Annotated in this window: 21 protein-coding genes; 12 read left to right on the forward strand and 9 right to left on the reverse strand. The window is 35.4% G+C overall.

The window, feature by feature from the left end; all coding sequences use genetic code 11:
* Positions 1-23: 23 nt before the first annotated feature.
* Positions 24-2,921, forward strand: coding sequence for a sensor histidine kinase (locus FLUTA_RS11565; protein ID WP_013687065.1), 2,898 nt, complete (start codon positions 24-26; stop codon positions 2,919-2,921).
* Positions 2,922-2,958: 37 nt separating this feature from the next.
* On the opposite strand, the gene tyrS is transcribed toward FLUTA_RS11565, so the two are convergent.
* Complete coding sequence (gene tyrS / locus FLUTA_RS11570) at positions 2,959-4,239, reverse strand: tyrosine--tRNA ligase (RefSeq protein WP_013687066.1); 1,281 nt, start codon at positions 4,237-4,239, stop codon at positions 2,959-2,961.
* Between the two features lie 224 nt (positions 4,240-4,463).
* Here tyrS and FLUTA_RS11575 point away from each other — a divergent pair, with 224 nt between their 5' ends.
* The 3 genes from FLUTA_RS11575 (at position 4,464) to aqpZ (ending at position 6,817) form a co-directional block, all read left to right on the forward strand.
* Positions 4,464-5,270, forward strand: a complete 807-nt coding sequence (locus FLUTA_RS11575) for a T9SS type A sorting domain-containing protein (RefSeq protein ID WP_013687067.1) — start codon at positions 4,464-4,466, stop codon at positions 5,268-5,270.
* A 109-nt stretch (positions 5,271-5,379) separates the two neighbouring features.
* Positions 5,380-6,039 (forward strand): queuosine precursor transporter, encoded by a 660-nt coding sequence (locus FLUTA_RS11580; protein ID WP_013687068.1) that lies wholly within the window; start codon positions 5,380-5,382, stop codon positions 6,037-6,039.
* Positions 6,040-6,106: 67 nt separating this feature from the next.
* Positions 6,107-6,817 carry an aquaporin Z gene (gene aqpZ / locus FLUTA_RS11585; protein ID WP_280985165.1) on the forward strand — a complete coding sequence of 237 codons (711 nt, stop codon included), beginning with the start codon at positions 6,107-6,109 and terminating at the stop codon, positions 6,815-6,817.
* A 61-nt stretch (positions 6,818-6,878) separates the two neighbouring features.
* Here aqpZ and gldA read toward each other — a convergent pair whose 3' ends face one another.
* Positions 6,879-7,781: a gliding motility-associated ABC transporter ATP-binding subunit GldA gene (gldA, locus tag FLUTA_RS11590; protein WP_013687070.1), complete on the reverse strand. Its 903-nt coding sequence runs from the start codon at positions 7,779-7,781 to the stop codon at positions 6,879-6,881.
* Between the two features lie 143 nt (positions 7,782-7,924).
* On the opposite strand from gldA, the gene rsgA reads away from it, so the two are divergent.
* From rsgA to FLUTA_RS11610, 4 genes are all read left to right on the forward strand, one after another.
* Positions 7,925-8,887, forward strand: a complete 963-nt coding sequence (gene rsgA, locus FLUTA_RS11595) for a ribosome small subunit-dependent GTPase A (RefSeq protein WP_013687071.1) — start codon at positions 7,925-7,927, stop codon at positions 8,885-8,887.
* 136 nt (positions 8,888-9,023) lie between these two features.
* A complete protein-coding gene (gene dtd / locus FLUTA_RS11600; protein WP_013687072.1) occupies positions 9,024-9,476 on the forward strand; it encodes a D-aminoacyl-tRNA deacylase in 453 nt (150 codons plus the stop codon).
* On the forward strand, positions 9,476-9,805 hold the full coding sequence (locus tag FLUTA_RS11605; protein WP_013687073.1) for a nucleotide pyrophosphohydrolase: 330 nt from the start codon (positions 9,476-9,478) through the stop codon (positions 9,803-9,805). Before dtd ends, FLUTA_RS11605 begins: the two co-directional genes overlap by 1 nt.
* Positions 9,806-9,917: 112 nt before the next feature.
* The gene (locus FLUTA_RS11610; protein WP_013687074.1) at positions 9,918-11,117 is read left to right on the forward strand and encodes a lipase family protein; all 1,200 of its coding nucleotides are present in this window, start codon (positions 9,918-9,920) and stop codon (positions 11,115-11,117) included.
* Positions 11,118-11,235: 118 nt separating this feature from the next.
* On the opposite strand, the gene FLUTA_RS11615 is transcribed toward FLUTA_RS11610, so the two are convergent.
* From FLUTA_RS11615 to FLUTA_RS11630, 4 genes are all read right to left on the reverse strand, one after another.
* Complete coding sequence (locus FLUTA_RS11615) at positions 11,236-11,466, reverse strand: hypothetical protein (protein ID WP_013687075.1); 231 nt, start codon at positions 11,464-11,466, stop codon at positions 11,236-11,238.
* A 45-nt stretch (positions 11,467-11,511) separates the two neighbouring features.
* Positions 11,512-12,228: a hypothetical protein gene (locus tag FLUTA_RS11620; protein ID WP_013687076.1), complete on the reverse strand. Its 717-nt coding sequence runs from the start codon at positions 12,226-12,228 to the stop codon at positions 11,512-11,514.
* Between the two features lie 182 nt (positions 12,229-12,410).
* Entirely contained in the window at positions 12,411-12,833 is a 423-nt protein-coding gene (locus FLUTA_RS11625) for an NUDIX hydrolase (protein ID WP_013687077.1), read from the reverse strand.
* 1 nt (position 12,834) lies between these two features.
* Positions 12,835-13,227, reverse strand: a complete 393-nt coding sequence (locus FLUTA_RS11630) for a pyrophosphohydrolase domain-containing protein (protein WP_013687078.1) — start codon at positions 13,225-13,227, stop codon at positions 12,835-12,837.
* A 221-nt stretch (positions 13,228-13,448) separates the two neighbouring features.
* On the opposite strand from FLUTA_RS11630, the gene FLUTA_RS11635 reads away from it, so the two are divergent.
* A complete protein-coding gene (locus FLUTA_RS11635; RefSeq protein ID WP_013687079.1) occupies positions 13,449-14,027 on the forward strand; it encodes an REP-associated tyrosine transposase in 579 nt (192 codons plus the stop codon).
* A gap of 165 nt (positions 14,028-14,192) precedes the next feature.
* On the opposite strand, the gene FLUTA_RS11640 is transcribed toward FLUTA_RS11635, so the two are convergent.
* Positions 14,193-15,668 (reverse strand): inorganic phosphate transporter, encoded by a 1,476-nt coding sequence (locus FLUTA_RS11640; protein WP_013687080.1) that lies wholly within the window; start codon positions 15,666-15,668, stop codon positions 14,193-14,195.
* A 24-nt stretch (positions 15,669-15,692) separates the two neighbouring features.
* The gene (locus FLUTA_RS11645) at positions 15,693-16,337 is read right to left on the reverse strand and encodes a DUF47 domain-containing protein (RefSeq protein WP_013687081.1); all 645 of its coding nucleotides are present in this window, start codon (positions 16,335-16,337) and stop codon (positions 15,693-15,695) included.
* 430 nt (positions 16,338-16,767) lie between these two features.
* Here FLUTA_RS11645 and FLUTA_RS11650 point away from each other — a divergent pair, with 430 nt between their 5' ends.
* Positions 16,768-17,982 (forward strand): porin, encoded by a 1,215-nt coding sequence (locus tag FLUTA_RS11650; protein ID WP_013687082.1) that lies wholly within the window; start codon positions 16,768-16,770, stop codon positions 17,980-17,982.
* A 35-nt stretch (positions 17,983-18,017) separates the two neighbouring features.
* Here FLUTA_RS11650 and FLUTA_RS11655 read toward each other — a convergent pair whose 3' ends face one another.
* Complete coding sequence (locus tag FLUTA_RS11655) at positions 18,018-18,689, reverse strand: response regulator transcription factor (RefSeq protein WP_013687083.1); 672 nt, start codon at positions 18,687-18,689, stop codon at positions 18,018-18,020.
* Between the two features lie 583 nt (positions 18,690-19,272).
* Here FLUTA_RS11655 and FLUTA_RS11660 point away from each other — a divergent pair.
* Together FLUTA_RS11660 and tsaB are read left to right on the forward strand one after the other, a co-directional pair.
* Positions 19,273-19,965 carry a response regulator transcription factor gene (locus FLUTA_RS11660; protein ID WP_013687084.1) on the forward strand — a complete coding sequence of 231 codons (693 nt, stop codon included), beginning with the start codon at positions 19,273-19,275 and terminating at the stop codon, positions 19,963-19,965.
* Positions 19,966-20,002: 37 nt separating this feature from the next.
* Positions 20,003-20,671, forward strand: a complete 669-nt coding sequence (gene tsaB / locus FLUTA_RS11665) for a tRNA (adenosine(37)-N6)-threonylcarbamoyltransferase complex dimerization subunit type 1 TsaB (RefSeq protein ID WP_013687085.1) — start codon at positions 20,003-20,005, stop codon at positions 20,669-20,671.
* The last annotated feature ends 3 nt before the right edge of the window (positions 20,672-20,674 follow it).

Below are 20,674 nucleotides of genomic sequence, written 5' to 3' on the forward strand. Positions count from 1 at the left end.
GTTCAAATAAAAAAAAACAACTGTTGTATAAAAAAGCCACCATATTAATTATTGTTTTACTTGTTGCTACAAGAATCGGCTATTCCCAAAAAATCGATTGGGAACCATCGTTTACGAACTTTTCTGTAAATGAAGGTTTACCCAGTTCTGAAACGTATTACGTACATCAGGATCGAAAGGGTTTTATTTGGATTTGTACCGATAGAGGAGTGGTGAAATATGATGGATATCGTTTTAAAGTATTTACCAAGAAGGATGGACTTGTAGATAATGTGGTTTTTAAAGTGATGGAGGATTATAAAGGTCGTATTTGGTTTATTAGTTATAATAATCTGCTCTGCTATTATGAGAATGACAAAATTCGCCCCTATAAGTTTAATGCCGTTATCAAGAAATACCGGGGAAGGAATTATGTGCCTTTCTCATGGGTAAGTATAGATAAACAGGATAATTTATTTTTTTCTGTAAAAAAGAAACCAATTCTTAAAATTTCCAAAACGGGTAAGTCTACTGTTTTAAACAAAAATGAACCAATAAGCTACACTAAAATTAATGGGAGATGGTTGTTTTCTAGTACGCCGATAATCAAAATCCATGAAAAAATTCAGTTATGTTATGATGGGAATAAAAGCTGGATAGATTCAAGATCGAGTGCTTCAGACTTTGCTATTGATAGGCAGGAAATTCAGCAATTTGGAAATACGATTTATATTACAAATAATTCCAATGTCTATTCTTCCAAGGGAGATTCATGTATAGTAGATTTTATAGTGGGAACGAATAAAATTGGTAAGGATTTGTGGGTTGAAACCTTGAAAGGAGTTTATTTTTTTGAAAATATCGAAAAAAAAGGGTTAAAGAGTAAACCAAAACAATTCTTAAAACAGTATGCAGTTACAAGTGTTTGCAAAGATAATGAAGGCGGATATTGGTTTTCAACCTTAGAAAATGGGGTTGTTTATTCTCCCAATTTAACGATTCTCAATTCTAAATTTTCGGATAATCCTAGAGAGAATAATTTACAGGACGTTTATAAGAATAGGGAGGTTATTTTAGTCTCTAACATCAATGGATATTACAATTTTCAATCCAAGAAGAGTCTTTCGAAGGTAGCTAGAAGTTATACAAATGTGATTCCATTTATAGGAAAAACTCCATTCATTGCCACATCAGATATCTTGAATGAGCAAAAAAAAACAGGTTTGGTGTTTTTTCATTTTGGATTCACCAATTGGTGTCCAGAAAGCGATACGTCAGTTTTAATATCTGGTTCTGGTGTTGCAAGGGTAAATATCCATGGAAAAAAAAAGATGCTTCACCACCCTATTGTTGAAAGTGAAAAGTTTAGACATATAAAATATCAATTTAAGAGTGTTGTTTTATTACCGAATAAAGAACTGTATATCGCAGATCTTAAAGGTTTGTTTAAGTATACTGATGGAGTATTTAAACCAGTTACGATTTTTAAACAACTGAAAGATACGCGAATTGCAGCATTGGAATATTCAAATCATTGGGGTTTAATCATTGCAACCAGCGGGAAGGGAATTTTTATTGTACGAAATGAAAAAGTGATTAAAATCATTGGAGAGCATAATGGACTTTTGTCGAATCATATTAATCGTTTATATGTTGATAATGAGAACTACTTATATGTATGTTCAAATAAAGGGGTATCAAGAATTTTATTTGATGGAAAAACGAGATATGAGATTCAAAATGTAACGAATTTCCAAGGGATTAGTGCTTCAGAAGTAAATGCTTGTTTTAAATACGATAAAACGATTTACCTGGCTACAAAAGGCGGGCTTTCTAAATTAGATCAATCATACAATTGGATTAATTCAAGCCACACTAAACAGATAACGGTTTTAGATGTTTTTGCAAACGGCCGCAGAATTGGAACTAGGAAGAATTTGATTGCTTTAGATCATCGGTCTAAGGTGATTAAAATTCGCTTATCAACTACTAATTTTAAGACGAAAAAAAGGTCGCCTTACAAGTTTCGATTGTCTAAGAATTCGTCATGGATTGAAGGTTACAGTGGAGAGATTTTGCTTTTGAATCCAGCATATGAAAAATTCAATATTGAGATTCAGTATAAGAATGAGAATGGAATTTGGTCTAAACCTTATTTTTTAATTTCTGTACAGATCTCACCTCCATTTTATCAAACAATTTGGTTTTTTATTTTGGTCACTATTTGTTTGTTGGCTTTGGTTGCTTTTATTTTAGCTAGAAGAATTCGGGCAATTAATAGAAAAAATGAGATCCAGCGAAATATGGAGCACCTAGAGCAGAAAGCGCTTTTAGCACAAATGAATCCCCATTTTATTTTTAATGCACTAAATTCGATTCAAAGCTTTTTACTTTATGAAGAAAATGAATTAGCGGAGAGATATTTGTTGAAATTATCTCAATTAATTCGAATGACATTGACGAATTCAAGGGAAAGTGAAATCACCATCGAAAAAGAAATAGATGCCTTGAAAAAATATCTTGAATTAGAACAAATGAGGTTCAAAAATAGATTTGAGTTCAACTTTCAACTTTCACTTTCTGCCTCTGAATTAAGTATGTTTATTCCTCCGATGCTTGTTCAGCCATTCGCTGAGAATTCTATTATTCATGGATTCAAAAATTTAAAAGGAGGAGGTGAAATAACCATTCGATTCTTGAAAATTGAGGGCCATCTTTTATTTGTGGAAATTATTGATAATGGGGTTGGGTTTCAAAGCACCCTTCAAAAATCCGATTTAGAACACAAATCATATGGAACTAAAATCACAACAGAACGCTTGGATTTATTTAAGCAAAGATATGGTGGTGAGTTTAAATATAGGATGGAATCGAATGTTGATTCGGATGGAAATCCAATTGGAACAATTGTAAAAATGACAATTCCAGTTATTCAAAAGTAGTTGCGCGATTAATTACGCAACTACTTTTTTTTGATTTTTATTCTACAATTACAATGTAATTATTCTTTTTTCCTTTGCCTAAAAGGATGAACTTGTCGTTTATTAAGTCACTTGGACCAACTAGAAGTCCATCAGCAACTTTGTCTTTGTTCAAAGATATTGCATTGGCTTTCAATTCGCGTTTTGCTTCGCCGTTGGATGGTAAAAATCCAGTTTTAGAAGCTAATAGGTCAACAATACTAATTCCTTCAATCAATTCTGAACGTTTTACTGTAGCCATTGGCACACCATCAAAGATGCTTAAGAATGTATCGTTCGATAATTTTTTCAAATCTTCTGAAGTTGATTTTCCAAACAAGATATTGGAAGCTGCAATTGCCATGTCCAATGCTTCTTTTCCATGAACGCGAATGGTTACTTCTTCTGCAATTGCTTTTTGCAAGATGCGCAAATGAGGAGCTTCGTTGTGCTCTTTTTCAATTGCTTCAATTTCCTCTTTTGTTTTCAAGGTATAGAAACGAATCAATTTTGTAGCATCAGCATCTGAAGCATTTAGCCAAAATTGGTAGAACGCATACGGACTCGTTTTTTCTGGATCCAACCAAACGGTTCCCGATTCTGTTTTTCCAAATTTTCCACCATCAGCTTTTGTCAACAAAGGACACGTAAAAGCGTATGCTTCTCCACTTGCAATTTTACGAACCAATTCAGTTCCCGTCGTAATATTTCCCCATTGGTCTGAACCTCCGAATTGTACTTTTACGTTGTTGTTTTTGTAAAGGTGCAAGAAATCGTATCCCTGAATCAATTGGTACGAGAATTCTGTAAATGAAATACCAGTTTCCACACGTTTCTTCACAGAATCTTTCGCACTCATGTAATTCACAGTAATGTGTTTTCCAACGTCGCGAATAAATTCCAAGAAGGAGAAATGGCGCATCCAATCAAAATTGTTTACCAATTCCGCTTTGTTTTCGCCCTCTTCAAAGTCCAAAAATTGACGCAATTGATTTTGAACGGCAGCTATATTGTGATTCAATGTTTTTTCATCCAATAAGTTGCGTTCTGCCGATTTCCCGGAAGGATCTCCAACCATTCCAGTTGCTCCACCAACCAAAGCATAAGGTTTGTGTCCTGCTAATTGAAAATGTTTCAATAACATAATAGGAAGTAAATTCCCTACGTGTAAGGAATCTGAAGTTGGATCAAAGCCCACATAGCCAGAAGTCATTTCTTTAAGTAGTTGTTCTTCCAAACCGGGCATGATATCTTGTACCATTCCTCTCCATCTTAATTCTTCAATGACATTCTTTTTCATGACTTTTTTATTGTTGGTGCAAAAATAGGTCTTTTGGCTTTGAATCAAAGCGCTTGAAAATAGAATCATCAACTTTATTTAAAGTTAGAGGGTTGCCTCTAAAATGATTGCAATACTTGAAAAGCCAGTAGAAGACATGGGAATTCAATAGTAACGGGCTTTGTGGAGGTTTGACAAGGCAACGCAACTAGGATTGTTTTTGTTTAAATAGAAAAGTAATAGAAATGAAAAACTACATGTATCTCTCCGTGTTTGTTGCAGGATTTGGACAAGCACAAACAACCAATCCATCACCGTATTGTGCTTCACAATATTCAGATGATTTTATGAATGTATCACATAGTGTGGAACGAGTGCAATTTGGAACATTGGACAATAATTCGGGTGCAAATCAATATGCTGCGCCTCATTATGTTTTTTACAACAATTTGTCGGTAACAGTGAATAAAGGACAAACATTGAACTTGAAAATTACCCATGATGACGGGACAACTATTCATGGAATGGCCGCTTGGATTGATTTCAATGGGGATAATGATTTTAACGACGCGGGAGAAAAAGTGGGAGAAACACTTTGGCCTGGAGATGATGATTTGACCACTGGAAATTCACAGACATATTCCGTAACAATACCAACCAATGCCGTAAGCGGAACTACACGTATGCGCATCCGAGTCTACGAAGACGATGATTACACCTTCTCTGGAGCAGATATGCCTGTATTACCTTGTCAGTTTAATGGAACCGATGCAGATTGGGGAGAAACGGAAGATTACAAGCTTACAATTTCAGGAGGAAGTACGGCTTCTATCGAAGAGCATTTAAGTCCAAATGAATACATTTTCAATAATCAGCTGTTTACATTGTTATTAGATGAAAATGCACTAGTAAACGTGGTAAATATGAATGGACAGATCTTGTCAACAACTGCTGATAAAGTGATTGATCTAAGTTATTATTCAGAAGGTATTTATTTAATTCGCATTCAAACAGCTGGTGGAATATTTAAACAGGTGAAAGTGATTAAATAAATTTTGATCAATGGTTAAAACGTTTGTTTCAAATACACTTGTGTCGAGTTGAAACAAACGTTTTTGATGAATAGTTAATCCCTTGAAAAAGTTTTAGCTAATTTAGACCATGCTTCGAACACGAAAAGAAATAGCATTTATGGTCATGGCGGGTATTTTTATTACCAGTGCCATTGTTGCTGAATTGATTTCTGCCAAATTGGTTTACATGGGATCCTATTTAGCTCCAATGATTGCAGGAATTGTTCCTTGGCCAGTTGTTTTTCTACTAACAGATGTCATGAACGAATATTTCGGAAAGCAGGCTGTTCGCAGATTGAGTTGGATCACTACTGGTTTGATAGCATTTTGTTTTTTCATTGTTTATGTTGCTGTCCAACTCCCAACTGCAGAAGGTTCTTGGCTGTCTGATAAAGAATTTGCGAAAGCATTTGGTGGTTCTTTGTGGATCATGATTGGAAGTATTTGTGCCTTCATTGTCTCCCAATTGTTGGATGTTCAGCTGTTTCATTTTTTCAGTAAACTAACTAAAGGAAAGATGATTTGGCTAAGAAGCACAGGTTCAACGGTTGTTTCTCAATTGGTCGATTCATTTATTGTAGCACTAATCGGATTGTATCTTTCCGGCGCATATCCTCTAAAAATGGTACTCGTTTTAGCAATAACTGGATATCTGACAAAATTGGTAATCGCAGTTTGTCTAACGCCGTTGGTTTATTTGATGCATTATTTAGCGAAAAGTATTTTAGGGGAGAAAGCCAATCAATAGTTTAGAGCGAGTGATTTATTTCAACTAAAATTTTATATTTAGTGTAAATTCATCGAAAGGATGAAGAATTTTACTTACTAAAACACTATTTATGAAAAAATTAATCGCTGAATTTATTGGAACCTTTTGGTTAGTATTGGGAGGTTGTGGAAGTGCTGTTTTAGCAGCTGGTTTTCCAGAGCTTGGAATTGGATTTGTAGGAGTTTCTATTGCCTTTGGATTAACCGTTTTAACGATGGCGTATGCAATCGGACATATTTCAGGTTGTCACTTAAATCCTGCGGTTACAGTTGGACTATGGGTTGGAGGAAGATTTGAAGGAAAGGATGTTTTTCCTTACATTCTCTCACAAGTTTTGGGCGGAATTGCTGGAGCAGGAATTTTGTATCTCATTGCAAGTGGAAAATCGGGTTTTGAATTGGGTGGATTCGCTGCAAATGGTTTTGATGAACATTCACCTGGAGGTTACAACATGCAGTCTGCGTTGATCACTGAAATCGTTATGACTTTTGCCTTTTTAATTATCATTTTAGGAACAACTCATAAAAAAGCATCTGCTGGTTTTGCAGGAATGGCAATTGGTTTGGGATTAACCTTGATTCATCTAATCAGTATTCCTGTTACCAATACTTCGGTAAATCCGGCAAGAAGCACGAGTCAAGCGATTTTTGTGCAAGGTTGGGCATTGGAACAATTGTGGTTGTTTTGGGTAGCGCCAATAGTTGGAGCGATTATAGCTGGATTAGTATATAAATATTTGGCTCCAAATAACGAGTAGATAGAATTCGAACACGAAACATGAAAAGGCTCCAAATTTGGAGTCTTTTTTGGTTAAATAATTACTTTGTCAATGATTTGAAGACTTCTTCCAATGATTTTTCTTCCGTTCTTAATGTCAGAACGAGTAAATCATTTTTCTGTGCAAATTGTGCCACTGTTTTACGTAAATCATCCACAGATTGACTCTCGATGAGGTAAACAGAATCTGAAACACGCTCAATTTTTGAAACGCCTGGAATTTTTTGCAACAAGCTTTTAGAAACAGAACCGTCAAATTCAGCGTATACAACTTGTGTGTCATTTTCAATTTGAAGGTTGGAAGCTAAATTGTCAGCAACTAATTTTCCTTGTCTGATGATTACTACACGGTCACAAATTGCTTCTACTTCCTGCAAAATATGCGTGGAAAGCATCACCGTTTTTTGTTTTCCGATTTGTTTGATCAATTCCCGAATTTCAACCAATTGGTTCGGATCTAATCCGGAAGTTGGCTCATCTAAAATCAATACATCTGGATTGTGAATAATTGCTTGGGCTAAACCAACACGTTGGCGATAACCTTTCGAAAGCATCCCAATTTTTTTGTTTTGTTCCACTTCCAATCCTACAAGCTGTATCATTTCCTTCACCCGTTCCTTCAAGTTTTTGATTTTGTAGATTTTCCCTACAAACTCCAAATACTCTTTCACATACATGTCTAGATACAACGGATTGTTTTCTGGAAGATAACCAATCAATTTTCGTGTTTCAATAGCATCAACGGAAACAGGAATGCCGCAAACACTTATTTCGCCATGTGTTGAAGGAATGAATCCAGTGATCATTTTCATTGTAGTCGACTTACCAGCGCCATTTGGCCCCAAGAAACCTATAATCTCACCTTTCCCAACTGAAAAAGTAATATCATTCACTGCTGCTTGTTCACCGTAATATTTGGAAAGGTTCTTTACTTCAATCGACATACTAAAAACTTTGGCTACGAAGATAACGATTGGGAATGGAATAAAGTTGGTTTCGATTAAAACCGATTGTCATTTTTGTTTCAAATTTGATACAAATGGGTGTCAAATGAGAATTATGGAAAACCTTTCCTTAAATTTACAGCATGAGTGATGGTCTTCGTGGAAGAGTTTTAAAATCTACAGGGAAATGGTACCAAGTTTTGATGCCAACTGGAGAGGTTGTTGAATGTAGAATTCGAGGAAGACTTCGTTTGGAAGGGTTGAAAACAACCAATCCAATTTCGGTTGGAGATATTGTGATTTTAGATCCTAAAAGCGATGAAGAAGGAAAACGCGTAATTGTTGATTATGAAATGCGTGATAATTACATTGTCAGAAAAAGCACCAATCTGAGCAAGCAAATGCATATTTTGGCGGCGAATGTGGATTGCGCTTACTTGATGGTTACCTTGAAATTTCCCGAAACTCATTTTGTTTTCATCGACCGATTTTTAGTTGCCGCAGAATCTTTTCGAATTCCTACTACCTTGATTTTTAATAAAGTGGATTTATTGGATGATGAGGGATTGTTAGATTTGAAAGCAATCATGTTCATGTACGAATCAATTGGCTATACCTGTCATGCAATTTCTGCTACAAATGATAAAGATATTCAGTTTTTGAGAGAGGAAATAAAAGACAAGCAAGTAATGATTGCTGGTCATTCAGGAACAGGAAAAAGTACCTTGGTGAATGCTCTTGATCCGAATTTGGATTTGCGAATTGGAGAAATTTCAGCAGCGCATCATCAAGGACAACACACTACTACTTTTGCAGAAATGCATCCCTTACAATCTGGTGGATTCATTATTGATACACCTGGAATTCGAGCGTTTGGAATCGTTAATTTGGAAAAGGAAGTGATTTCACATTATTTCCCCGAAATGCGTGAATTGATTGGAGCTTGTAAGTTTCACAACTGTCAACATTTGAATGAACCCGCTTGTGCAGTAAAAGAAGCTGTAAAGAATGGGGGCATTTATGAAAGTCGGTATTTCACCTATTTGCAGCTAATGACAGGCGATGATGACGATGTTCACCGAAGAAATAAACGCGGATTGGAATAGTGTAATTGAGTTTTCTTCTAGAATTCGGTTTGATTTTCCCACAGAACTCTTGCTCCAAGGCTAAGACATAAGCCCTCAGGAGGAAATTCAATTCGTAATTAGGAATTCGACATTCGTAATTATATTAAATTTGAACATGCGATTAGTCATTCAACGAGTTTCTCAAGCAAGTGTAACGGTAGATCAACAAATAATTGGTCAAATTGCATCTGGATTATTGGTGCTTTTGGGAATTGAACACGAAGATTCGGAAGAAGATGTGGATTGGTTGATTCAAAAAACACTTCAAATGCGGATTTTCTCGGATCAAGAGGGGAAAATGAACTGTTCCTTGCAAGATATTGATGGTGAACTTCTTATTGTTAGTCAGTTTACCCTGCATGCTTCTACAAAAAAAGGAAATAGACCCAGTTTTATTGCTGCTGCTCGACCCGAACAAGCCATTCCTTTGTATGAATCATTTATACGGAAAGCACAAGTTGCTTTGGGGAAATCGGTTCAATGTGGGGCGTTTGGCGCTGACATGAAAGTGGCGTTGGTAAATGATGGTCCGGTTACGATTACAATTGATTCAAAAAACAAAGAATAATGGAAATTTCAGAAGCTCAAAAAATAGTCGATCAATGGATCAAAGAAGTAGGAGTTCGTTACTTCAATGAGTTAACCAACTTGGCCATGCTAACGGAAGAGGTTGGTGAGGTGGCTCGGATCATTGCTCGTAGATATGGCGAACAAAGTGAAAAAGAATCCGACAAAAACAAAGATTTGGGAGACGAATTGGCAGATGTACTTTTCGTTTTGATTTGCTTGGCAAATCAAACAGGTGTTGATTTGGAAGAGGCTTTGAAAAAGAATTTAGATAAGAAAACGCAAAGAGATTCAACCCGACATAAAGAAAACAAGAAGTTAACAGACTAATTGCATTTTTTCAAGAACAAAACATCCATTGAATTGTTTGTTAAGTATACATATTTTGTAACCGCGGAATGATTTTTGTTTTATCCAATTGAATTCAGTAATAAAACGCTCCATGAATAAGTTTCTTCTTTTTCTTCTGATTAGTATTTCTTTACCAACTTTTAGTCAACATTCTTCAGGTTTTGATGCACAAGAAGCCCGTGATTGCATTCAAATTTGTAATTCTTTTACATATTTGAATTTGACTGGTTCCGATGATGTTATTATTCCGAAAGATTACCAGCGAATTTACACTTCAGAGTCCCTTGGAATGGACAATAAGTTCCAAGTGTATGTCAATCAATCGAAAACGAAAGCTATTTTGAATTTTAGAGGTTCAACCGATCAGCAATCAAGTTGGTTGGCGAATATGTATTCTTCGATGGTTCCTGCTGATGATACGATTTACAAAGGGAAAGTTGCTTTTCATTACAAATGCGCAGCGAGCTCAAAAGCGGGGATTCATGCGGGATATATTTTAGCAACATCTTATCTCATGGATGAGGTATTGAAACAAATTGAAATTCTTAACAAACAAGGAATTTACACCATTTACATTACTGGACACTCACAAGGTGGAGCTTTGGCACAGATGACTCGTGCATATTTGGAATTTGTTCCGAAATCGAAGTTGAATTCCAAAAACACTTTTAAAGTGTACGCTTTCGCAAATCCAATGATTGGAAACATGGATTTTGCGCACGAATATCAAAAACGATTTGCAGATCCAGGATTGAGCTTTTTGATTCACAATCCGGCAGACATGGTTCCTAAGATGCCTGCTTCTTACAACGATACCACATTTTGGAAAAGCAGTTTTCAAAATTTAATTTCAGATCGTGAAAATTTCAGTTTCAAAGATGGAATGAAGGATGGATTGATGAGTATGATGGGAAGTAAAATGGGTCAGTTTAGTAATATGTTCTCTGGAAACGTACAAACTCAGTTGGTGAAGACATTGGGAGATTTTAAGATGCCGAAGTATCAACCAGAATCCAATTACATGCATACTTCCACGCCGCTGTTGTTGCCTCCAACAGAATATCCGTTGGAATTGAAAGATTCCAATATGTTGGCAAATGATTCATTGATGCGCATATACAAACGTGATGCAAATGGTGTGTTTGAAGACAAAAGTGTATACAAAAAAGACAAGACTTTGTTGCAGCACAAGCCTTACAATTACTATACAGCTATCTTGAAAGTGTATTTTCCAACGGATTATTTGGGCTTGAAAGAGAAATATTTTGTGCTACCTAAAGAAATCAAATGATTGTCAAAGGGTTAATTAATAATGGCAATGAGTTACAAGTACAAAAGGTTGAAGATTTCTTCGTAAAACTTAGGAAACGGTATGTTTTATTATTTTGAATTTATAAATCAGCTAAATGTCAGGGATAAAGTGAGGCTTTCAAATGAGCAACTATCTGCTTAATTTCTTCAGTAGAGTAATTCGCTGAATAACCTCCATTACCATAATTGATACTATTGGTTGAAGAAAGACTCAGTATAGCATTATTAACTTCTTTATTATATCTTTCTTTTTGTTGGTCAGTAAGAACTGAAGCAATAGCATGTATTTGAATCTTTAATGATTCGAACATTAATTCTGTTTGGTTCATGTTTCAAGGAGTTTATTGTTGTTTCACCATAATCTCAAATTTAACCTACAAATCGTCAATCTCGTAAATTCTTTTGAGTTCCTGAGAATAAATTCGGGCACAGCTTTTAACTAAATCATCAATCTCTTTCATCGACTTCATTCCACGATTATACATCTTACTCCTTGAATCTCCATTCTTCAAACTTTTGTAAACTTCTTCAAGATTCAAAACTTCAGTAACAGCCTTTAGACCCTGTGTTCCAATATACGTGATCTGGAAGTTTGTAAATACAAGTGAGTATTTATTGTCCGATTTAAAAACTACTTTCACAGTAGCCGTAATGTATTGCCCAGACACTTTGAACTTGCCAACCGAGGAAAGAGAAAACAGTAAGCTCTCTTCCAAAAGTTGAGCCCCAGTTGGAAGACCTAATAGAAGACTCGCTGGATTTTTTATTTCACCGATACAGCTTGTCATTTTTGCAAGCGATGGACTCGCTGTAAAGTTCACTGTTGTATTTTTCAGACCGACTAGAGTAACTTTCAACTCATTCAAATTTTGAGCCTTACTTCTGACTGCTGTCATCAATTCACTTGCTCCCTGATTATATTGATTAGCACTATCTAACTGAGAAGAATAATACTTCAAACAATGTTTTGTATTGTGTGTTTCTTCTTCGAAATCATAGTAGATGTAATCCCCTTTCATTGGGAATAAATCTTGGGAATGAGCAGTGGTTAAGGCTGAAATATAAGCTAAAAGAAGAATTAATTTAAACATTGTGATTACGATTATTGGGTTTATTTAATTCGAGCAGTAATGAGCCAAAGATAATTCTAATTGTGAGATTAACAATGATTGATGAATGGCTTTAAATAAGAGTCATCCAGATTAATCAACATGAGTTGTACAAATGTCATATCAAAAAGAATTGCCGCGATTCAACGAGAAAGTGGAGATTTTTATTGATAATTTATAATTTGTTTCACGACTATTTTATCAATGGGGAAAGTAAGTAAGTCCTCCTTCAATTTTGAAAGATTGACCCAATGGAGTTTCTCTTCGCTTGATTGATTTCTCACTAATTCATCCAAGGAATCTAGATTTGCTTGAATCAAATAATAGACAGAAATAACCTGATCTTTATCTGAGAAAGCGGATACTTGAAAAAAGTCGGTTAAATAAAACAATTCACCGACTTCAATTGCCAGATTAAATTCTTCCTGAAATTCGCGATTTAAACAATCAATCATTCCTTCCCCAAATTCCAATCCTCCACCTGGAAACTTGGTAAAATTCAGGTTTCGATAAGATTCATCTGAAAGTAGAACTTCATTTCGTTCGTTGAGACAAATACCGTAAACACGAATGTTGAATCGCTGCATCTTATTTTTCTAAAACAGCAAGAATGTTTGGCTTGAAATACAATTCTGATTTCATCACTTTTCCATCTTCGCGGTAAATCGGTAAGCCATCAGCATCTAACTTACTCATGTTTGAGCGTTGAATTTCAGCAAATACTTCGGCAATTTTATCTTGAAGTCCGTGTTTTAAAATCGTTCCACACAAAATATACAATTGATCGCCCAAAGCATCTGCTATTTCTACGATATCGCCATTTTTTGCAGCTTCCAAATACTCTTCGTTTTCCTCTTTCATTAAGTTGTAACGAAGGGTGATATCTGCTTCCGACAATTCTGCTGTTGGCTTATAATTATTTGAAATCTTGAAAGCGTCGTGAAATACTTCAACTGCTGAAATTGTTTCTTTGAGTGTCATTGTTTTGTGTTTTTGCAAATATAAGAAAAAGCGAAGCTTTTGAAGACTGAGGCACGACAAACGTCAGTGCGAAAGTGACGATGGAGCGAAGCTTTTGAAGACTGAGGCACGACAAACGTCAGTGCGAAAGTGACGATGGAGCGAAGCTTAATCGCTGCGCTGGATCTCCTGATCCTGCGCCAAAAATTAGTAAAAGATAAAAATAGTTCTTATCTTAAAATATGCTTTCAGGAAATAAACTAACAATTAAAAAGCCTCAGGGTTCTTATTACTTAACACTTACAATTGTAGGATGGGTTGATATTTTTACTAGAGAATGCTATCAAAAAATAATTATTGAAACTCTTCAATATTATATAAAAAACAAAACTTTGCATGTTTACTCTTATTGTATCATGAGTAATCATATTCACCTCATAGTAAATGTTGATATGGAATTTAGTCTCAGCGATATCATTCGTGACTTTAAGAAATACACCTCGCGAAAAATAGTAGAAACTATTAGAACTGAACCAGAGAGCAGACGAGAATGGTTATTGAAACATTTTGAGACGGCAGCAATAATACATTCAAAAACAAAAAATCACAAAGTTTGGCAAGATGGAAACCATGCGATTGAATTGTATAATGAAAGATTCACATGGACAAAAGTTCAGTACATTCATCAAAATCCTGTTCGAGCTGGTTTAGTTACTTCTGCGGAGTTTTGGAAATATTCATCTGCTTCAAATTATCAGGAAATGATTAGCGTTTTTCCTGAGATATATCGGTTGACACCACCTCTAACTATCGTGAAGTGAAAAAATAGCGTAGGATTAGGAAATCCTACGCAGCGAGCAAGTTTTAAACGGTTGCGTCGAATCACCACCACTGCGCTGGATCTCCTGATCCTGTGCAAAGTACTGTAAAACAAAAAAAACTCCCACCAAAAATGATGAGAGCTCTCTTCGTAAATTATCTACAGTTTAATGAAATAACTTTGTTAGATAGTAAATTCCTGCGGCTAATAATCCTGAAACTGGAATTGTTAAAATCCATGCCCAAAGTAAGTTGATCGTAACTCCCCATCGAACAGCACTTAAACGTTTTGTTGCTCCAACACCAATGATTGAACCAGTAATGGTATGTGTGGTAGAAACTGGAATTCCTAAGTTGGAAACAGTAAACAAGGTCAAAGCACCTGCTGTTTCAGCACAAACACCTTCCAGTGGAGTTACTTTGGTAATTTTTGTTCCCATTGTTTTTACAATTTTCCATCCACCCATCATTGTTCCTAAACCAATCATTAAGTAACAAGAAAAAGCAATCCAACCAGGCATTGTTTCAGAATTCACTTTTGCCTTTATTTTATGTCCTTGGCGAATTTCACCTTCTTTGTTGACATATTCATTAAAGATGCTTGCCTCCATATATTCTTGATTCAAGTGTTTTCCCTTGAAAATAATATCGTGAGTTTTTGCATCGTAAATGTCTTCACCTTTGGTGTATATCAAAATGTGATCTTCTTTTTCAATTTCAAGGGAATCGACATTTTTTGTGTATTCAGGTTTGAACTTAGCCTTTTTACCATCAGCGTCTTCAAATTCAATTTGAAAAACCTCAGATATCTGAAACATTTTAGGGATGTCCCCAGTAATTTGTCCCTGATCGTTACGTTGTGAATTTGCGAATACCATCAAAGCCGCACAAATAATACCCATTACTTTTTGTGAATCCGCACCACCATGTCCCAAAGAGAAGGCTGCTGAGGAAAGTAATTGTAATTTCTTATACATATTTGATTCCTTCATGGCAGTTTGACGCTTTCCATGAACTATTTGGTACCAAGTGTAAGTAAGAATAAATAGAATGATCATTCCCATCACGATATACATCATTATTGGCTTCACATCTAAATATTCAACCATATAATCCATGATGAAATAAGTAACTGTAGAAAGAATTAAAATGGAAATCATTTTTTTCGCGAAACTTCTACTCACGGTAATCATCGCAATAACAAAAGCAATAATACCACCAATGAAAGGAGCTAAGAAGATAAACATGGTAACCTTAATGATTTCAGCAGAAGCAATTACATCGAAACCTGCATGAGCAACTGCAGCTCCAGCAAAACCACCAATTAGTGTATGCGAAGAGGAGGAAGGAATACCTAGCCACCAAGTGAGTAGGTTCCAAATCATTGCTGCGATTAGTCCAGCTAAGATTACGTATAAATCGATGGCGCTATTGTCAACTGTTTTCGCTACTGTATTTCCAACGCTCATGTCGAATACCCAGAACGCAACAACGTTGAAAACTGCGGCCCAAACAACTGCTTGAAATGGAGTCAATACTTTGGTAGAAACAACTGTTGCAATGGAATTTGCAGCATCATGGAAACCATTCACCAAGTCAAACAACAATGCAAGAATGATGATAGCAATTAATAATGAGAACATATCTTATTGGTTTTCCAATTAGTATTAAGCGTATTTTACAACGATCGATTCGATTACATTTCCAGCATCTTCACATTTGTCCGTTGCAACCTCCATAATTTGGTAGATTTCACGTTTTTTGATCAAGCTTTTCGCATCAATATCGGAATCAAATAATTTTTCGATACTTAGATCAAAAATATCATCCGCCTGATTCTCCACGTAATTAATTTTGATTACACACTCAACAATTTTTTGTGTGTTTTTCAAATTTCGAAGTTCTTTTACTGCTGCATTCACTGCTAAAACGGCATCGTGAATGGCATCGGCCATTTTCAAAATTCCAGAATCGTTCGGATCAACTTTATAGAAATTGATTTTCTTCGCAGAAGCATAAATATAATCTGCAATATCATCCAATGATGTAGCCAATGCATGAATATCTTCACGGTCAAAAGGAGTAATGAAGTTTCTTCCCAGCTCTACAAATATTTTATGCGTCAAATCATCATTTTGATGCTCTAGATCTTCCATTTCTTTAATAATGGTCGCTCTTTTGTTATAATCAGATTCGTTTACACACAATACCAATTTTCCTGCAATTGCTTCTAAGTTTTGAGAAGCCTCTTCAAATAAAGAGTAAAACACTTTGTCTTTTGGTAAGAAAAACTTTAAAAATCCTGATGCCATTTTTTTAAACTTAATTAATGATGGCGCAAATGTAATCCTTGTAAAGAGAGGATGTTTCGCTAAATGTAAATGTTAACGAAATGGTAAAGTTGGGACGATTAGCTTGGGGAAAGATGGAAAAATCACTAAAGCATCAGTGTTAGAGGTGTTTAGATTAATTTGTATGTTATGTAAATGTTAAGAAAGCCTGTTTGAATCGCAAACATTTGCTCATGTAAGATTAAAATAGATGCTGAATGAGTGTTAAAATCGCGTCTAATGTTAACTAAATATTAAAAATGTTATCAAAAAATTAAACTGTGATTTGCCGTGTGTTAATTCAATGTGAAGCTATTAGTTTTGCTCCCGAAAACAACTAATTCTAGAAGTGCTTTGCAATAGTTAGCGCAAAAAGAAGTAGTAATGAAACACGTTTAATGACTTACTAAGCATGAAGAATATTCTAATTTTCAGTACATTATTAGCTAGCAATTGGGTTTTTGCACAAAAAAAGATTGATCTATCGATTCTCACTAAACCCCAAAGAGGTATTGAATTTATTGGAAAAGATTCATTATTCTCATTACGTCTTCAGTTTCGTATGCAGAATAGAGCGGCTATGCTAACGAGAAGTGATACCGATTTATCTGCTGAAACGTATGAATTTCGTGTTCGCCGAGTGCGATTGAAAATGGAAGGGTTTGTATATAGTCCAAAATTGACCTATAAACTTCAGTTGGCTTTTTCGAGAGGTGATATGGATTGGGACATGACTCAAATGTCTCAGGTCAATACAAGTGTTAATATTGTGCGTGATGCTGTTATTAGCTATGAACCTTGGAAAAATGTGAAATTTAGTTTCGGTCAAACAAAGCTTCCAGGAAACAGACAGCGCGTTATTTCATCTGGTGATCAGCAGTTTGCAGATCGTTCAATAGTTAATGCAACCTTTACAATAGATCGTGATTTTGGATTCTTTGGAGCTTATAAGCATAAATATTTCGCCATTTTAGGATCTCTTACTTCAGGTGAAGGTAGAAATAGTAGCCAGTCGAATAGTGGATTGAGCTATACTGGAAGAGTTGAAGTTTTACCATTTGGTTCTTTCACGGATAAAAATGATTATCAAGAAGGGGATTTGGAACGTGAGCAAAAACCAAAATTGTCTATTGGAGCTTCTTACAATTTCAATGATGATGCTGTTCGAGCTGGAGGCCAATTGGGAAGGGATTTGTTTGTGAAAACGGATATGAGTACTTTGTCTTTGGATTTGTTATTTAAGTACAAAGGATTTGCATTGTATACTGAATTTATGCAACGGAATTGTTCGAATCCGATCACATATACTTCCGATAGCTTAAGTCTTCAACCCGTTTATGCAGGAAATGGATTTTTACAACAAGTAAGTTATTGTTTCAAATCCAATTGGGAGATTGCTTTGCGCTATGCAGAAATAACGCCTTTTTCTTCAATTTATAACAATTCAGCATTTCCCTCTATTAATCTGAAAAAACACCAAGAATTTCAATTAGGAGTTACTAAATACATTTATGGTCATCGCGTGAAAGTTCAAGGAAATATTCTTTATCAACTAGTTGATGATTTAAAAGCTCGAACCAATGCAGGCAAGTTTGGAGCTATATTCCAGATTGAATTAGGTATATAAAAATTAGGGGAGAAATAATTTTCTCCCCTAATTTTTTATTTCTCTCCTCGAAATTTATATCCGATTCCTTTTACTGTTTGAATGTAGTCGTCGCCAATTTTTTCACGCAGTTTCCTTACATGAACATCAATCGTTCTGTCACCAACAATGATGTCGGTTCCCCAAACACGTTCTAAGATTAAATCTCTTTCAAATACAACTTCGGGTCTTGACGCCAAAAGTGAAAGCAATTCAAATTCTTTCTTGGGAAGGTGAAGTGTTTCACCATTTTTGATGACCAAATACTTTTCCCGATTAATCACTAAATCAGGGGTGCCAGTAGGTTTGGCTTGCACAGACTCTTTTCTTCTTAATAGTGCATGAACACGACTAATCAAAACGCGTGGTTTAATGGGTTTTGAAATGTAATCATCCGCCCCAGCATCCAATCCAGCAATTTGACTATAATCTTCATTTCGAGCTGTCAAAAAACAAATCAATACGTTTTCTAAACCTTTTGTATTTCTAATTTGGTCGCACACTTCGATTCCGTCCATACCAGGCATCATCACATCGAGAATCACTAAATCAGGTTTCTCCTCTTTACAAATGCTAATTCCCGTTTGGCCATTTTCGGCAAGAAAGACTTTGAATCCTTCTTTTTTCAGATTATATCCAAGGATTTCTCGGATATCTTCTTCATCATCAACTATTAAAATTTTATCCATTCTTAATGAGTTCTGAGATACTTTCAAAGGTAGTAAAGTATTTCGAGTGAACGAGTTAATTACTAATTATATTGATACACTAAATCGAGATAGCTGATTCAGAGGCTTGAAATTAATGAGTTACACTTTTTGGACGCATATTCCACTCATCAACAAATTCATCCATTCAACATCAAAAAACACCAATTTTTTAGTCAAAAAAACTACTCTTTCTTGGAATCTTAATTTGTAATCATACTTGCCTAGGTAATATTTTATCGGGTGTATTGATTGATTATTCGGTTCAAATGCCAATGTATTGTGTAAACAGGTTAATAATTTAACAGATGATCACCAAATCGTTTACGCTATTCTTTAAATCCTTTATTTGTCAATTTTTGTAAGACTCAATTAAAAGTGAAATTGGAATACTAATATGCCGTATCTTTGCTGAAGTAGTAGTAGGTTAGGTTGATTAGTGTGATAAGAGCTTGAGACGCCCGTCTTGAGCTCTTATCTTTTTTTAGGCTATTCGGTTCTATTTCTTATCAACAATCACTTCCAATTATTTTCTTACTATCTTCACACAAACAATCATTTTAGAATGAAATCAAAGGCTAAAATATTATTAGTTGAAGACGATACCAATTTGGGGTTTGTTATTTCTGATCAATTAAAATCTGAAGGATATCAGGTCGTTTTATGCTCCAATGGAATGGAAGGGCACATGCGTTTTTCAGAAGATGAATTTCATCTGTGCATTTTTGATGTAATGATGCCAAAAAAAGATGGGTTTACGTTAGCGAAAGAGATTCGTACCATGAATCAAGAGGTTCCAATTATTTTCCTTACTGCGAAAGCTATGACAGAAGACAAGGTGGCGGGATTCAATGCTGGAGGAGACGATTATTTGACAAAACCATTTTCCTTTGATGAGCTTTCTGTTCGTGTAAAAGCGCTTTTGAAACGTGTAAATATTCAAGATGAGCCAGAACAAAAAATTGTTCAGATAGGATCTTATCTGTTTGACACTGAAAATTTCACATTGAAACATCCTGAATTTGAAAAAACGCTTACGAAGAAGGAGGCAATGGTTTTAAAAATATTAGGTAAATACATTAACTCAGTTGTTCCAAGAGAAAATATCCTTACTGCTGTTTGGGGACAAGATGATTATTTCGCAGGAAGAAGTATGGATGTATTTATCACAAAACTGCGGAAGTATTTTTCGATGGATCCCCAAATTTCAATTTCTAATATTCATGGAATTGGATTTAAATTGGAAGTTCTTCCTTAAAAGTTTTTAGTGATTTAGAATCCCTGTAATAAATAGCATGACAACAATTTTACACATTGAAACCGCCACAAAAGTATGTTCGGTTGCTTTGTCCTTAAATGGTGAATTAACCCAGCTTCAGGAATTTAAAGATGATGGTTATTCGCATGGTGAACAACTCACGATTCTCATTCAAAAAGTGTTGGATCTTCAAGGAATTACCGTTCAAAGTTTATCGGCTGTTTCAGTTTCTGCTGGACCTGGTTCATATACCGGGCTGCGGATTGGCGTTTCAACAGTAAAAGGTTTGTGTTACGCATTGAATATTCCACTTATTTCTGTTGATACGCTTCAATCGATGGCAGAAGTGGCAAGTATTTTATATCCCAATTCCGTTCTCTGTCCGATGATTGACGCACGTAGAATGGAGGTTTTTTCATTGATAACCAATTTCGAGTTGGAAATATTAAAACCAGTAAGTGCGGATGTTTTGGATGAAGATTCATATAGTGATTTTGAGCCGTTTGTTTGTTTTGGGGATGGGGCTTCGAAAATGCAAGAGATTTGGAGCGCTCGAAACATTATTTTTGATCTAGAGCTGGAACCGTCTGCAAAAGGACAGATTCACATAGCGTATCAGAAATTTTTGAATAAACAGTTCGAAGATGTGGCTTATTTTGAACCCGCTTATTTGAAAGAGTTTTATCAGGCGCCAGCGAAAAAATAACTC

Source organism: Fluviicola taffensis DSM 16823 (genome assembly GCF_000194605.1).
Lineage (GTDB): Bacteria > Bacteroidota > Bacteroidia > Flavobacteriales_D > Crocinitomicaceae > Fluviicola > Fluviicola taffensis.

What these genes read in the sequence shown, in the direction of transcription:
- tyrS (WP_013687066.1), bottom strand. Translation starts at nt 4,239, where the DNA reads ATGAAAAAGAATGTCATTGAAGAATTAAGATGGAGAGGAATGGTACAA.
- FLUTA_RS11575 (WP_013687067.1), top strand. Translation starts at nt 4,464, where the DNA reads ATGAAAAACTACATGTATCTCTCCGTGTTTGTTGCAGGATTTGGACAA.
- FLUTA_RS11580 (WP_013687068.1), top strand. Translation starts at nt 5,380, where the DNA reads ATGCTTCGAACACGAAAAGAAATAGCATTTATGGTCATGGCGGGTATT.
- gldA (WP_013687070.1), bottom strand. Translation starts at nt 7,781, where the DNA reads ATGTCGATTGAAGTAAAGAACCTTTCCAAATATTACGGTGAACAAGCA.
- rsgA (WP_013687071.1), top strand. Translation starts at nt 7,925, where the DNA reads ATGAGTGATGGTCTTCGTGGAAGAGTTTTAAAATCTACAGGGAAATGG.
- dtd (WP_013687072.1), top strand. Translation starts at nt 9,024, where the DNA reads ATGCGATTAGTCATTCAACGAGTTTCTCAAGCAAGTGTAACGGTAGAT.
- FLUTA_RS11605 (WP_013687073.1), top strand. Translation starts at nt 9,476, where the DNA reads ATGGAAATTTCAGAAGCTCAAAAAATAGTCGATCAATGGATCAAAGAA.
- FLUTA_RS11610 (WP_013687074.1), top strand. Translation starts at nt 9,918, where the DNA reads ATGAATAAGTTTCTTCTTTTTCTTCTGATTAGTATTTCTTTACCAACT.
- FLUTA_RS11615 (WP_013687075.1), bottom strand. Translation starts at nt 11,466, where the DNA reads ATGAACCAAACAGAATTAATGTTCGAATCATTAAAGATTCAAATACAT.
- FLUTA_RS11620 (WP_013687076.1), bottom strand. Translation starts at nt 12,228, where the DNA reads ATGTTTAAATTAATTCTTCTTTTAGCTTATATTTCAGCCTTAACCACT.
- FLUTA_RS11625 (WP_013687077.1), bottom strand. Translation starts at nt 12,833, where the DNA reads ATGCAGCGATTCAACATTCGTGTTTACGGTATTTGTCTCAACGAACGA.
- FLUTA_RS11630 (WP_013687078.1), bottom strand. Translation starts at nt 13,227, where the DNA reads ATGACACTCAAAGAAACAATTTCAGCAGTTGAAGTATTTCACGACGCT.
- FLUTA_RS11635 (WP_013687079.1), top strand. Translation starts at nt 13,449, where the DNA reads ATGCTTTCAGGAAATAAACTAACAATTAAAAAGCCTCAGGGTTCTTAT.
- FLUTA_RS11640 (WP_013687080.1), bottom strand. Translation starts at nt 15,668, where the DNA reads ATGTTCTCATTATTAATTGCTATCATCATTCTTGCATTGTTGTTTGAC.
- FLUTA_RS11645 (WP_013687081.1), bottom strand. Translation starts at nt 16,337, where the DNA reads ATGGCATCAGGATTTTTAAAGTTTTTCTTACCAAAAGACAAAGTGTTT.
- FLUTA_RS11650 (WP_013687082.1), top strand. Translation starts at nt 16,768, where the DNA reads ATGAAGAATATTCTAATTTTCAGTACATTATTAGCTAGCAATTGGGTT.
- FLUTA_RS11655 (WP_013687083.1), bottom strand. Translation starts at nt 18,689, where the DNA reads ATGGATAAAATTTTAATAGTTGATGATGAAGAAGATATCCGAGAAATC.
- FLUTA_RS11660 (WP_013687084.1), top strand. Translation starts at nt 19,273, where the DNA reads ATGAAATCAAAGGCTAAAATATTATTAGTTGAAGACGATACCAATTTG.
- tsaB (WP_013687085.1), top strand. Translation starts at nt 20,003, where the DNA reads ATGACAACAATTTTACACATTGAAACCGCCACAAAAGTATGTTCGGTT.